The sequence below is a fragment of the Allobosea sp. GW823-FHT01F03 genome, assembly GCF_058798075.1.
Map to the genome: position 1 here is coordinate 3,232,392 of NZ_CM179505.1, position 12,752 is coordinate 3,245,143.

At 66.3% G+C, this 12,752-nt stretch carries 14 protein-coding genes and 1 tRNA gene; 10 read left to right on the forward strand and 5 right to left on the reverse strand.

Annotation, left to right across the window (positions count from 1 at the left end):
- Positions 1-10 precede the first annotated feature (10 nt).
- The 4 genes from kdpF to AC3RCC_RS15515 all read right to left on the reverse strand — a co-directional run bounded on the left by kdpF (position 11) and on the right by AC3RCC_RS15515 (position 1,268).
- Entirely contained in the window at positions 11-97 is an 87-nt protein-coding gene (gene kdpF, locus AC3RCC_RS15500) for a K(+)-transporting ATPase subunit F (RefSeq protein ID WP_365879107.1), read from the reverse strand.
- A 303-nt stretch (positions 98-400) separates the two neighbouring features.
- A complete protein-coding gene (locus AC3RCC_RS15505; RefSeq protein ID WP_291641876.1) occupies positions 401-562 on the reverse strand; it encodes a hypothetical protein in 162 nt (53 codons plus the stop codon).
- Between the two features lie 142 nt (positions 563-704).
- Positions 705-1,139, reverse strand: coding sequence for an acyl-CoA thioesterase (locus tag AC3RCC_RS15510; protein ID WP_291641878.1), 435 nt, complete (start codon positions 1,137-1,139; stop codon positions 705-707).
- A gap of 39 nt (positions 1,140-1,178) precedes the next feature.
- Positions 1,179-1,268 (reverse strand) — tRNA-Ser (locus AC3RCC_RS15515).
- 409 nt (positions 1,269-1,677) lie between these two features.
- Here AC3RCC_RS15515 and AC3RCC_RS15520 point away from each other — a divergent pair.
- The 7 genes from AC3RCC_RS15520 to AC3RCC_RS15550 all read left to right on the forward strand — a co-directional run bounded on the left by AC3RCC_RS15520 (position 1,678) and on the right by AC3RCC_RS15550 (position 9,052).
- Positions 1,678-2,832, forward strand: coding sequence for a septal ring lytic transglycosylase RlpA family protein (locus AC3RCC_RS15520; protein WP_492255826.1), 1,155 nt, complete (start codon positions 1,678-1,680; stop codon positions 2,830-2,832).
- 66 nt (positions 2,833-2,898) lie between these two features.
- The gene (locus tag AC3RCC_RS15525; protein WP_492255827.1) at positions 2,899-4,092 is read left to right on the forward strand and encodes a D-alanyl-D-alanine carboxypeptidase family protein; all 1,194 of its coding nucleotides are present in this window, start codon (positions 2,899-2,901) and stop codon (positions 4,090-4,092) included.
- An 8-nt stretch (positions 4,093-4,100) separates the two neighbouring features.
- Positions 4,101-4,787, forward strand: a complete 687-nt coding sequence (tmk, locus tag AC3RCC_RS15530; protein ID WP_291645405.1) for a dTMP kinase — start codon at positions 4,101-4,103, stop codon at positions 4,785-4,787.
- The gene (locus tag AC3RCC_RS15535; protein WP_492255828.1) at positions 4,784-5,854 is read left to right on the forward strand and encodes a DNA polymerase III subunit delta'; all 1,071 of its coding nucleotides are present in this window, start codon (positions 4,784-4,786) and stop codon (positions 5,852-5,854) included. The genes tmk and AC3RCC_RS15535 overlap by 4 nt, the downstream gene beginning before the upstream one ends.
- Before the next feature lie 23 nt (positions 5,855-5,877).
- On the forward strand, positions 5,878-7,437 hold the full coding sequence (gene metG, locus AC3RCC_RS15540) for a methionine--tRNA ligase (protein ID WP_492255829.1): 1,560 nt from the start codon (positions 5,878-5,880) through the stop codon (positions 7,435-7,437).
- Positions 7,437-8,237, forward strand: a complete 801-nt coding sequence (locus tag AC3RCC_RS15545; RefSeq protein WP_492255830.1) for a TatD family hydrolase — start codon at positions 7,437-7,439, stop codon at positions 8,235-8,237. Before metG ends, AC3RCC_RS15545 begins: the two co-directional genes overlap by 1 nt.
- A gap of 17 nt (positions 8,238-8,254) precedes the next feature.
- Positions 8,255-9,052 (forward strand): MBL fold metallo-hydrolase, encoded by a 798-nt coding sequence (locus AC3RCC_RS15550; protein ID WP_291645401.1) that lies wholly within the window; start codon positions 8,255-8,257, stop codon positions 9,050-9,052.
- Positions 9,053-9,198: 146 nt separating this feature from the next.
- Here the strand turns inward: AC3RCC_RS15550 and AC3RCC_RS15555 are convergent, their stop codons facing one another.
- Positions 9,199-9,576 carry a hypothetical protein gene (locus AC3RCC_RS15555; protein WP_492255831.1) on the reverse strand — a complete coding sequence of 126 codons (378 nt, stop codon included), beginning with the start codon at positions 9,574-9,576 and terminating at the stop codon, positions 9,199-9,201.
- A gap of 387 nt (positions 9,577-9,963) precedes the next feature.
- Between AC3RCC_RS15555 and AC3RCC_RS15560 the strand changes: the two genes are divergently transcribed.
- Genes AC3RCC_RS15560 through AC3RCC_RS15570 form a run of 3 tightly spaced genes read left to right on the forward strand, consistent with a single transcriptional unit; the run spans position 9,964 to position 12,711 of the window.
- Positions 9,964-10,968, forward strand: a complete 1,005-nt coding sequence (locus AC3RCC_RS15560) for an ABC transporter substrate-binding protein (RefSeq protein ID WP_291639876.1) — start codon at positions 9,964-9,966, stop codon at positions 10,966-10,968.
- A 4-nt stretch (positions 10,969-10,972) separates the two neighbouring features.
- Positions 10,973-11,797 carry an ABC transporter ATP-binding protein gene (locus tag AC3RCC_RS15565; RefSeq protein WP_492255832.1) on the forward strand — a complete coding sequence of 275 codons (825 nt, stop codon included), beginning with the start codon at positions 10,973-10,975 and terminating at the stop codon, positions 11,795-11,797.
- Positions 11,798-11,805: 8 nt separating this feature from the next.
- Positions 11,806-12,711 carry an ABC transporter permease gene (locus AC3RCC_RS15570; protein WP_492255833.1) on the forward strand — a complete coding sequence of 302 codons (906 nt, stop codon included), beginning with the start codon at positions 11,806-11,808 and terminating at the stop codon, positions 12,709-12,711.
- Positions 12,712-12,752: the final 41 nt, after the last annotated feature.

Genomic DNA, 12,752 nt, shown 5'->3' on the forward strand with positions numbered 1-12,752 from the left:
TTATTCGAGTTCAGAAGCGGTCGGGGCGCAGCAGCGCGGCGACCATGTAGACCGCGAGCCCGAGGGCCGCCGCGGCGTAGAGAAGGGTGAGCGCCATGGCCCTCAGACCTTGCGCAGCAGCGCCGCATAGAGGCCGAAGAGCGCGAAGGCCCCGGTCCCGAGCGCGAAGAAAAAGATGTCGGCCATATCGGTCTCCAGCCTTGGTTTCAGACCGGAGATGTGGGGGCGGGCAGGGTAAGCGTTCGAGCGGGAAGGCCGGGGAGGGGCATAAGGGCCGCGTAAAGACCTGCCGCGCGTAGAGCCTGCCGAGAGCCAAAGGAGCCCGGCTGCACGGCGTGCAGGAGTCACGCCGAACAGGCAGGCCGTCAGATCAGGTCGGAGGAGCGCTTTTGGAGGCGGCTCAGCTCGACGCTTCGAGACCGGCCGTGGTGATGAAGGCCGAAATGGCGAGGCCGGCCCAGAAGAGCTCGTTGAGAATACCCTGCAGGGGCACGGCCCCCATGGTCACGGTTGAAAGCCCGCCGGCCAGGAACAGCGCCGAAACCGCAACAAGGCTGCTCATGATGTCCTCCCGCATTTTGGCTTCGAACGCGGCGAGGGCGATTCGGTTCCTCCCATTCGATACGATGTCGAGCAATATGTATTGATCGAGCCTCGGCCTGACAGCAGGATCTGTGATGTCTCGGACTGCGCGTGACTGATGGTCAGGGCGCTGGGGTATTTGGCATCAGCCTGAGCAGCCGCTCGCGCACAGCGTCGGAGAAGGGGCGCGACTTTCGTGTCGTTTCGTCCACCAGGACGATCACCGTGACCGCGCTTGCCGCGCAGCGCCCGGCCTGAAAGATCGCCTGCTCGAGCCGAACCGAGCTGCGGCCGACCGAAGCGACACGCAGCCCACTCTCGACCTCGCCGGGCCAGAGCAGTTCCGCCCGGAAATCGACTTCCAGCCGGGCGATGACGAAGGCCGTTCCGGGCTCGGCCAAAGGATGTTCCGGATCGTAGATCAGCTCGACGCGGCCTGTTTCGAACAGGGTCGAGAATACCGCGTTGTTGACGTGCCCCTGCCGGTCCGTATCGCCGTAGCGAAGCTTGTCACGGGTTCGGAGCGGATACTCGGCGAGGGGGATTTCGACAGACAAGGCGGCCTCCGGTCGCGGCCGGAAGCTTGCCGCCGGCGCTGGCGGAAGGGGTGGGATTCGAACCCACGGTGGGCTTCCACCCACGGCGGTTTTCAAGACCGCTGCCTTAAACCACTCGGCCACCCTTCCGGTGTGACCGTCATTGCCGCCGGTTGCGACGTTTTGCAAGCGCCCTGCGGCCCTGCGCCGCCGAAAGGGCGCCCTCCGGAACGGCAGTCGGCCCGAAAATCCATGCCTGTCAATAGCTTGCGCAATCTCACGACGCCGCGCGCTCGTTTAGAGGCCGCGTCGAGAGCGTCGTTGCATCGAGGCCACGCCGGCCCGAAAAATGGCGGAGAGATGGAGGCGGGTTGACAGCTGCCGCATTTCCGACACCTTTGTGCCCGCCCAAAGGGGGCAGCTGGGCTTTTGTTAACGGTGTCGCCTGCGTGCTTCGCCGCCTTAACGATCCCTTAATTGAATCGGCCGAAAGCTGGCGTATCGCTGCGTTCCCGCGGCGAGCGTAGTGCTGTTTTTGGCGAATCGCAGGAATTTGGGCATGATGGGACGCGCGAGCTCTTCGGCACCGGTGGCAGCCAGCGCCAATGAAGCCCGCGACGACTCCCGTTCCCGCACCCCCTTGATCAAGACGGCTGCCCGCCTCGGCTGCGTCATGGTGGCCGGCGTCTTCCTTGCCAACTGCGCCAATGACGGCGTCGCCCGCCGCGGCAAGTCGAAGGAGATCGGCGCCTTCCCGTCCTCGAAATACGGTCCAGCCAGCGCCCGCGTCGTCCAGGAAGGCCAGCCGGTCCCGAAGGGCGGCGGGCGCCAGCTGATCGGCCGCAGCTATACCGTCGCCGGAAAGCGCTACACGCCTTACGACAAGCCGGTCGGGCATACGCTGGTCGGCACCGCCTCCTGGTATGGCGAGGCCTTCCACGGCCGCCGCACCGCCAATGGCGAAATCTATGACCGACACGCCATCAGTGCCGCGCATCCGACCATGCCGCTGCCGGCCTATGCCCGCGTGACCAACGTAGCCAATAATCGCTCCATCATCGTGCGCGTCAACGACCGCGGCCCGTTCCATGGCGGCCGCCTCATGGACGTGTCGCAACGCACGGCCGACGCGCTCGCCTTCCGCCATCTCGGCACGGCGCGCGTCAAGGTCGAGTATCTCGGCCAGGCCTCGCTCGGCGGCTCCGACGACAAGCTGCTGCTCGCATCGCTTCGTACCGACGGCCAGCCGGCCTCGATCCCCGGTCAGAGCTCGCGCAGCCTCGTCGCCGGCAATACGCAGGTCGATTCCAGCTCCGATTCGGAAGAACAACGCCCGCAGCCGGCTCCGGTTCCCGTCCGGGCGGCGCCGGTCTCGCAGCCTGTGGTTCAGGCCTATGCCGAGCAACCGCAGCGCGCGCCACTCCAGAGCCCGATCCAGGTCTCGACCGTCCGCACCGCCGGCGACGGCGTTCCGATGCGCGGTGTCAGGCTGCCGCCCGAGCGCCCGTTCGATCTCGACACCATCGCCAACGCCAGCAAGCCCGTCCCGGTTCTGCGGCCAGCCGTCATGACCTCCGCGTCGGCGACGCCGCGGACCAGCGTCGCCAGCCTCTTCGCCGCCCCGGAAAAGGCGCCGTCGGCGCGCTTCGCCGCCGGCCACCCGCTGGCCTCGGGCGTCAAGCCGCAGATTCTCCAGCCGCTTGCGCGGAATTGATCCACGCCGGGCTTGACCGCCCGTACGGCGCCATCATCTGATCGAGAGATGGCGCGAGGTCGTTCTATGCTGGTGTTCGGCCGTTTTCTGGCGCGTGGCGGGCGCTCGCTCGGTGCTTTGGTGTTTCTGCTCGCGGCCATTCCCGGCGCCGGCGCCCAGAGTTTCCAATCTGCCGCGCCCCATGCCGTGCTGCTCGATTCCGGCAGCGGCGCCATTCTCTACGAAAAAGCTGCCGACGAACTGATGGTGCCGGCGAGCCTCGCGAAGATCGCGACGGCGCTGGTCGCCTTCCAGGAGATCGAGCAGGGCAAGATGACCCTCGATACCGAGATATCGATCTCGGAGAACGCCTGGCGCAAGGGCGGGGGCGTCTCGGGTGGCTCGACCATGTTCGCGCTGGTCAACAGCCGGGTGAAGCTTGGCGACATCCTGCAAGGCCTGATCGTGCAATCCGGCAACGATGCCGCCATCGCCCTGGCCGAAGCGGTCGCCGGCACCGAGGCGAACTTCGCACGGTTGATGACGGAGCGGGTCCGGGCGCTCGGCCTGAGCAAGTCCGTGTTCCGCAATGCCACCGGCATGGCCGACCCCGAGCAGAAGGTCACGGCCCGCGAGCTGGCGCGCCTCTCCGACCATCTGATCAAGACCTATCCCGATCTCTACAAGATCTTCGGCCAGCGCGAGTTCACCTGGAACAAGATCAAGCAGCAGAACCGCAATCCCTTGCTTGCGATGGATATCGGCGCGGATGGCCTCAAGACCGGCAATGTCGACGATTCCGGCTATGGGCTGGTCGGCTCGGCGGTACAGAAGGACCAGCGCCTGATCGTCGTGGTCGCCGGGCTGAAGAACGCCCGCGACCGGGCGAGCGAGGGGCGCAAGCTGCTCGAATGGGGCTTCCGCTCCTTCGAGCAGCGCCAGGTCTTCGCTGCGGACGAAACAGTCGGCGAAGCCAGCGTCTATGGCGGCGACAAGGGACGCGTCGCCCTCAAGGCCAGAGGGCCGATCAACCTTTTGGTGCCGCGGGGCAGCAATGAACGCCTCAACGCCCGCATCGTCTATCGCGGGCCCTTGCAGGCACCGGTGGAGGAGGGCGCCCAGGTGGCGCGGCTCCTGGTGACGCGCGGCGAGGTCAAGACGCTCGACATCCCGCTCTACACGGCCGAGGCGGTGAAGGTCGGCAGCCTGCAGCAGCGCGCGCTCGATGCCCTGTTCGAGGTCTCGACCGGCTGGATCCGCAAGGCGCTCGGGCGGAGCTGAGCGCGGCGATGACCAAGCAGAACACCAGCGCGTCGGCGCCGGAAGCCGGCCACTTCATCACGCTGGAGGGCGGGGAGGGTGCCGGAAAGTCGACGCTGGCGAAGGCGCTGGCCGCCCGGCTCGGCGCGCTCGGCCTCACCGTCGAGCTGACGCGCGAGCCCGGCGGCTCGCCGAAAGCCGAGCGGATCCGGAACGCGCTGCTCGCCGGCCAGATCAAGCCCTATGGCGCCTTCGCCGAGGCGCTGATGTTCTCCGCCGCCCGCATCGACCATGTCGACCGGCGCATCAAGCCGGCGCTGGCGCGCGGAGCCTGGGTGATATGCGACCGCTTCATCGACTCGACGCGGGTCTATCAGGGTGCATTGGGCGCGATCGGCCCCGAGAAGCTCGCGGCACTGGAGACCGTCGCCATTGCCGGGTTGAAGCCGGAGCTCACCCTCATCCTCGACCTCGCGCCCGAGATCGGGCTGGCCCGTGCTGCGAGCCGCCGGTTGCCGGGCGAGGCGGTCGATCGCTTCGAGGGCGAGACGCTCGACTTCCATCGCCGGCTGCGCCAGGCCTTCCTCGACATCGCAGCGGCCGAGCCCGGCCGCTGCGTCGTGCTCGACGCCAGCCGGTCTCCAGAGCAATTGGCTGAGCAGGCCTGGCAGGCGCTGGCCAGCCGGCTGCGGCTACCGCAGATTGCGCCGGCATGATCGAATCGAGCAATGAACCCGACCGCCTGCCCAATGCGCCGCATCCGCGCGAAACGCTGGCGCTGATCGGCCATGAACGCCAGGAGCAGGCCTTTCTCGCGGCCTTGCGCTCCGGCAGGCTGCACCATGCCTGGCTGCTGGGTGGGCCGGAGGGCATCGGCAAGGCGAGCTTCGCCTATCGCGTCGCGCGCTTTCTGCTGGCGGAGGGGGATCCGATGCGCCGCGCCAGCGCCGCAGGCGATCTTTCCATGCCCGCCGATGATGGCGCGACGCGCAAGATCATGGCGCTATCGCATCCAGACCTGCATCTGCTGCGCCGGATCCCGAAGCCCGACGGCAAGAGCTTCACCAGCAACATCCCGGTCGATCTGGTCCGCCGCGTGCTCGAGCGCTTCGGCTCCAGCGCCGGGGAGGGCGGCTGGCGCGTCTGCATCGTCGATTCCAGCGAGGAGCTCGACCGCTCGGCCGGCAATGCCCTGCTCAAGCTGCTCGAGGAGCCGCCGGCCCGCACACTCTTCCTGATCGTCGCGCATGCGCCGGGCCGGATCCTGCCGACAATCCGCTCGCGCTGCCGGCTGCTCGGCTTCGAGCCTCTGTCCGAGGGCGATGTCGCCGAGGCCGGCCGGATCGCGCTCGAGCGGATGGGCCTGCCTTATGACGGCTCCGCGCTCCAAAGGGCGGCGGCACTCTCCGAAGGCTCGGTGAAGCGGGCGCTCAGCTATGTCGACCCGGCGACGCTGGCTCTGGTCGAAGCGGTGAGGGCGCGGCTCGACGCGCTGCCGGGCGTTGATCTTCCGGCCCTGCTGGCTCTTGGAGAGGATGTGGCGGGCAAGGCCGGAGAGGCCGAGTTCGCGGTGATGATCGAGACCATCCAGGGCTGGCTCAGCGCCCATCTCCATGCGCATGCCGCGGCCGGGCCGGCACGGCTTGCACCCCTGGCGGAGGTGTGGGAGAGACTTGCGCGCTCGGCCCGGGAGGTGGAAACCTATAATCTCGACCGACGCCCCCTCGTCATGTCGCTGTTTCACGATCTGTCCGAGGCGGTAGCGCGATCGCGCGCGGCGTGAAACGAGACAGCAGCGGACAGACCATGGCCTCGGCCCCGAAGTTCTACCTGACGACCGCGATCCACTACACCAACGGCCCGCCGCATATCGGCCACGCCTATGAGATGGTGGCTGCGGATGCGATCGCCCGCTTCAAGCGCCTCGACGGCTACGACGTCTTCGCCATGACCGGCACTGACGAGCACGGCCAGAAGGTGCAGCGTACCGCCGCGCAGAACGGCCTTTCGCCGCAGGACTTCGTCGACGGCTTCGCCGCGCGCTTCAAGGAGATGGAGCAGCAGCTGGGCTGCTCCTTCGACCGCTTCATCCGCACCACCGATGCCGACCACCTGCCTTCGACGCAGGAGCTCTGGCGCCGGATGGAGGCCAATGGCGACATCTATCTCGCCAAATATTCCGGCTGGTATTCGGTCCGGGACGAGGCCTTCTATGGCGAGGAGGAGACGACCCTCCAGCCCGATGGCACGCGCCTGGGCGGGCAGGGCACGCCGGTCGAATGGGTCGAGGAGGAGAGCTATTTCTTCCGCCTCAAAGCCTATCAGGACAAGCTGCTCGCGCTCTATCGGGATGTGCCGGACTTCGTCTCACCCGAGACGCGACGCAACGAAGTGGTCTCCTTCGTCCAGAGCGGACTCGAGGATCTCTCGATCAGCCGCACCACCTTCGACTGGGGCTTGGCCGTCCCGGGCGACCCGAAGCATGTGATGTATGTCTGGGTCGACGCGCTCAACAACTACCTCACGGGCTGCGGCTTTCCCGACGAGAGCAACCCGCGCTGGCACTACTGGCCGGCCGATGTCCACATCATCGGCAAGGACATCGTGCGCTTCCACACGGTGTATTGGCCGGCTTTCCTGATGTCGGCGGGGCTGCCCTTGCCGAAGCGCGTCTTCGGGCATGGTTTTCTTTTGAACAAGGGAACCAAGATGTCGAAATCGCTCGGCAACGTCGTCGACCCATTCGGGCTGGCGGATGCCTATGGCGTCGACCAGCTGCGCTATTTCTTCCTGCGCGAGGTCTCCTTCGGCCAGGACGGCAATTACAGCCATGAGGCGATCGTCGGGCGGATCAATGCCGACCTCGCCAACGATCTCGGCAATCTGGCGCAGCGCTCGCTGTCAATGATCGCCAAGAACCGTGAGGGCAGAGTGCCACCGGCCGGCGCGCTGACCGAGGCCGACCTCGCCATGCTGGCGCAGGCCGACGGCCTGCTGGCGAAGACGCGCGCCGCCATGCAGGATTTCGCCTTGCACGTCGTGCTGGCCGATATCTGGGCCGTGGTCGCCGAGGCCAACCGCTATTTCGCCAATAATGAGCCGTGGAAGCTCTCCAAGAGCGACCCGGCCCGGCGCGATACCGTGCTCTACGTCACGATCGAGACGATCCGCCAGGTCGCACTCCTCACCCAGCCGGTCATGCCGCAAGCCATGGCGAAGCTGCTCGACCTGCTGGCGATCCCGGACGAGGCGCGCAGCTTCGCCACGCTCGGCGAGGCTGGGCGCCTGACCTCGGGCACGGTGCTGCCGGCGCCGAGCGCGGTCTTCCCGCGCTATGTCGAGCCTGAGGAGGCTCCGGCCTCCTGATGCTGATCGACACGCATTGCCACCTCGATTTCCCCGATTTCGCCGGGGATATCGAGGCCTATGTCAGCCGGGCGGAGGCTGCCGGCGTCAACCGGATGGTGACGATCTCGACGCGGGTCGCGCGCTTTGCGGCCTATACCGCACTGGCCGAACGTTTCCCTTCGGTCTGGTGCACCGTCGGCACGCATCCGCATGGCGCCCATGAGGAACTCGACGTCACGGCCGCGCAACTGGTCGAGCTGTCGCGGCATCCGCGCTGCGTCGCCATCGGCGAGGCCGGACTCGACTACCATTACGACAAGAGCCCGCGTGAGGCGCAGAAGCAGGGCCTGCTGACCCATATCGCCGCCGCCCGGGAGACGCAGCTGCCGCTCGTCATCCATTCGCGCGAGGCGGATGAGGACATGGCGGCGATCCTGCGCGAGGAGATGGGGAAGGGCGCCTTCCCCGCCATCCTGCACTGCTTCACCGCCGGCGAGATGCTGGCGCGGACCGGCGTCGCGCTCGGCCTCTACGTCTCCTTCTCCGGCATCCTGACCTTCAAGACCTCCGAGGCGCTGCGGGCCATCGCCCGCGAGATCCCGCTGGAACGCCTGCTGGTCGAGACCGATGCGCCCTACCTCGCCCCGACGCCCTATCGCGGCAAGCGCAACGAGCCATCCTATGTCGTTGAGACTGCAAAGATTTTGGCTGATGTGAAAGGCGTCTCCTTCGACGAGATCGCGCGCATCACCACGGAAAATGCGCGCCGCTGCTATTGGAAGATGGACCACGCCACGCGCCCGGCGCAGGTCGGCTGATCCGGGTTGGTGTCCGCATGAGCCTGAAGGTCACGATCCTCGGCTGCGGTTCCTCCGGCGGCGTGCCGCGGCCAGGCTCCGGCTGGGGTGCCTGTGACCCCGCCAATCCGAAGAACCGCCGCCGGCGCTGCTCGGTGCTGGTCGAGCGCCAAGGCGCCGGAGGCACGACGAGCGTGCTGGTCGACACCACGCCGGATCTGCGCGAGCAGCTGATCGACGCCGGCGTGACCCGGCTCGATACCGTGCTGTTCAGCCATGACCATGCCGACCACACGCATGGCATCGACGATCTCAGGGCGCTCGTCCTGCACATGCGCAAGCGCATTCCGGTCCATGCCGACGCGGTGACCGGCGCGACGCTGCGCTCACGCTTCGCCTATCTGTTCGAGACGCCGCCGGGCAGCCTCTATCCGCCGATCCTCGATCTGGCTCCGCTCACGGCCGGCGAGCTCCAGGTCGTCGACGGGCCAGGCGGCGCGATCGAGGCCTTGCCGTTCCGGCTCGAGCACGGCCCGGGTTACGACGCGCTCGGCTTCCGCTTCGGCGGCATCGGTTACGCGCCGGATGTCAGCGCGATCCCGCCTGAGGCCATGGCGGCGATGGCCGGGCTGGACCTGCTGATCCTCGACTGCCTGCGCGATGCGCCGCATCCGAGCCATTTCAATCTGGAGCAGGCGCTCGGTGCTATCGAGACGCTGGCACCGCGGCGGACGGTGCTGACCAACCTGCATGTCGACTTCGATTATGTACGCCTTTCCAAGCGTTTGCCGGCGAATGTCGAACCTGCCTATGACGGCATGACCCTGACGGTTTGACGAGGCGGCTCATGGAAGCGCCGGCCGTCTGCAGCTCCATGGGTCAGATTTAAGTTCCATAATATGTCTTATGCGAATCGTGGCTATTGAGGCGCAGGCAGACAAACTGGCGAATGTCCGCCTGCTCCGTCCAGCCGCGGCGCGCATCAGCCGGCAGCTTCGATGCGATCGAGCACCTGCTGCTTGCTCTCCTTGACGAGCACCACGCCGCGCTGGGGCTTCATCTTGACGACAGCGCCGGCCTTGCCTTGCGTGACGGTGTCGATCATCGCGACATTGAACCAGGCGGGACCTTTGGCGGAAGCGAGCCCGCCTTCAGGCAAGGTCAATTGGATCAGCTTGGCATGGCCGCCGACAGCCGCGACGATTTCGTCCGGCTTGGCGAGCAAGCTGCGAATTGTCCCATCGTAGACCATATTGCTCTTGGCCTTCGGTGGGCTAAGAAACTTCGAATAGAAGATCAGTACGATCCTGTCGGGATCGAATTCGCGCTCGTTCCCCTCGGGGTCCTTGAGCTTGATCATCTGGCGCCCTTTCATTCCTTCCCTTTGGTCAGCTTAACGCGCGTATCGAAACTGTCCAGATACAGCACGATTCCATCTTGGTTTGTCTTTCGCTGACGCGCTGCTCGGCTGCCGTTCCCGGCACGCTTTGGTCCCGGCCAGAGCCGAACACCGGCGACTCGGAGTTTTCGAGCGGCCGGCGGCGGCCGGCGCAATGATCGCCCAAACGGCGCGAGACCAATGCTCTCCAGCTGCCCCGTTGCGTAGATGATAATTCCAAAAAGCGATTGTCATAGCTGAACATTGTTCTCTTTACTTCATGCCCTCCAGTTTTAGGCTGGTCCCAGGGGCAAAGCCCCATCTAAGTAGTCGGCACAGATCGACCTTCTCAATGGGGATTGAAACGTCATGAATCTTAATCGCCGCAAGCTGTTAGCGGGAACGGCGGCCACGCTGGCCCTGCCCGCGCCGGCCGTCTGGGCGCAAACCAAGCCGATCACTTTTGCGATCCAATATGGCCTGCCCTATCTGAATTTTATCGTTGCCGAGCGGCAGGGCCTGTTCACCAAGGCGGCCGAGAAGGCGGGCGTGCGCGATCCCAAGATCAACTTCGTGCGCCTGAGCGGTCCGACAGCGATCACCGAGGGGCTGATCAGCGGCAACATCCAGGTCGGCGCGCTCGGTACGCTCGGCCTGCTGATCGCCCATGAGAAGACCCGGCGCGCCTACGATCTCGGCGGGCTCAGCGCCTATTGGAAGGGCGTCTACACGATCTTCGCCAACGACCCGGCGATCAAGTCGCTGAAGGACATCCGCCCGACCGACAAGATCGCGACGCCGGGCCCGACGAGCTCGCAGGCGCTGATCCTGCGCCGTGCCGCCGAGAAGATCTTCGGCCCGGGTGAGGCGCTGCGCTTCGACAAGCAGATCGTCTCCCTGCCCCATCCGGATGCGGTCGCGGCGCTGACCACCGGCAATACGGTCCAGGTCTATTTCGCGCTGTCGCCCTTCGCCGAGTTCCTGGCGCAGCAGCCGAACGTCCACGTCATCGGCCGGACGACGGAGTACAATCCGCCGAACATGACCAATGGCGTGGTCGGCGTGCTCAGGAAGTTCGTCGAGGAGAACAAGGAGCTGTCTTCCGCGGTGGTCGCGGCGCTCGACGAGGCTGGACGCTTCATCCAGAGCGAGGTCGCCGAAACAGCCAAGATCTACACCGCCGCCGAGCCGAGCAAGCTCTCGGCCGAGGAGATGCTCAAGGTCATCGAGAACAACAAGAACGAATACACGACCGAGCCGAACGGGATCATCGACACTGCCAATTTCATGGTGAAGCTCGGGCAATTGAAAGCCGCGCCGGCCAAGTGGCAGGACGTGTTCTTCCCGCCCGTCAACCAGGGCTCCGGCAGCTAGTGCGATGGCTCTTGCTATGATGCGCGAGCCGATGGAAGCGCCGGCTCAGCAGGCGGCGACGCCCCTACTGAGCGTCCGTGACGTGACGCTCCAGTACCAGACGCGCCGCCAGATCGTCACGGCGACCTACCGCGTCTCCTTCGACGTGCAGCGGCAGGACCGCTTCATCCTGCTCGGCCCGTCCGGCTGCGGGAAATCGACGCTGCTCAAGGGCATTGGCGGCTTCCTGACACCGGTCGAGGGCGAGATCAGCCTCGCCGGCAAGCGCATCACCGGCCCGGGGGCCGACCGGATGATGGTCTTCCAGGAGTTCGACCAGCTCCTGCCCTGGCAGACCGTGCTCGGCAATGTGATGTTCCCGATGCGCAAGACCGGGCGCTTTCCGCGCTCGGAATGGCGGGACCGGGCCATGCGCGCGGTCGAGAAGGTCGGGCTCGCCAAATTCGCCGACAGCCACCCGCACACCCTGTCGGGCGGCATGAAGCAGCGCGTCGCGATCGCCCGGGCGCTCGCCATGGAGCCTGAGATCCTGCTGATGGACGAGCCGTTCGCGGCGCTCGACGCGCTGACGCGCCGGCGCATGCAGGATGAGCTGCTCGAGCTCTGGAACGAGATCCGCTTCACCCTGGTCTTCGTCACGCACTCGATCCAGGAGGCGATCGTGATCGGCAGCCGGATCGTGGTGATGACCCCTCACCCCGGCCAGATCCGCGCCGAACTCGATGCCACGCCCTTCAAGCAGGAGGATGCCGGCAGCGAGGAGTTCATGGCCTTCAATCGCAAGATCAACGGCATGCTCTTCGGCGAGGAGAAGATCGCACATGGATAGGCAGGTCGATGGCTGAGGCGATTCACGCAATGCGCGGCCGGACGCGCTTCAAGGAACTGCCGGCACGCCCGAGCATCGAGCACCAGACGCTCGATGCCGCAGCGATCGGCGAGATCGTCCGCGATGTCGGGCTCTGGCAGCGCGCCATGGCGCATACGCCGCTGCGGCGGGGCCTGGTGCTGATCGCGCTCGGCATCCTCTGGGAGGTCTATGCGCGCTTCGCCGACAACCCGCTGATGTTTCCCTCGCTGAGCGACACGCTGGTCGCCTGGACGACCGACATGTCGAGCGGCGTCCTGCTTTCGGCGGTCGGCAATTCGGTGCGCGTGCTGCTGATCGGCTATGGCACGGCAGTGCTGCTCGCCGCGGTCCTGACCACGATCGCGATCTCGACACGGATCGGCACAGACCTGCTGGCGACGCTGACGGCGATGTTCAACCCGCTGCCGGCGATCGCGATCCTGCCGCTGGCGCTGCTCTGGTTCGGCCTCGGCCTGGAGAGCCTGATCTTCGTGATCGTGCATTCGGTCTTGTGGGCGGTCTCGCTCAACGCCTTCACCGGCTTCCTTTCGGTGAGTCAGACGCAGCGCATGGTCGGCCGGAATTACGGGCTGGGCGGCCTGCGCATGGTGCTCTCCATCCTGATCCCGGCCGCGTTTCCCTCGATCCTGGCCGGGCTCAAGATCGGCTGGGCCTTCGCCTGGCGCACGCTGATCGCGGCCGAACTGGTCTTCGGCGTCTCGGGCAGCTCGGCTGGTCTCGGCTGGTACATTTTCCAGAACCGCAACGCGCTCGAAACCGCGCATGTCTTCGCCGGACTCTTCACGGTGATCGTCATCGGACTGATCGTCGAGGGGGTGGTCTTCCGGAGCATCGAGGCGGCCACGATCCGGCGCTGGGGCATGCAGAACTGATCCGGCGGCGGCGCCTGCTGCCGCCGCCGTCCAACGCTCGA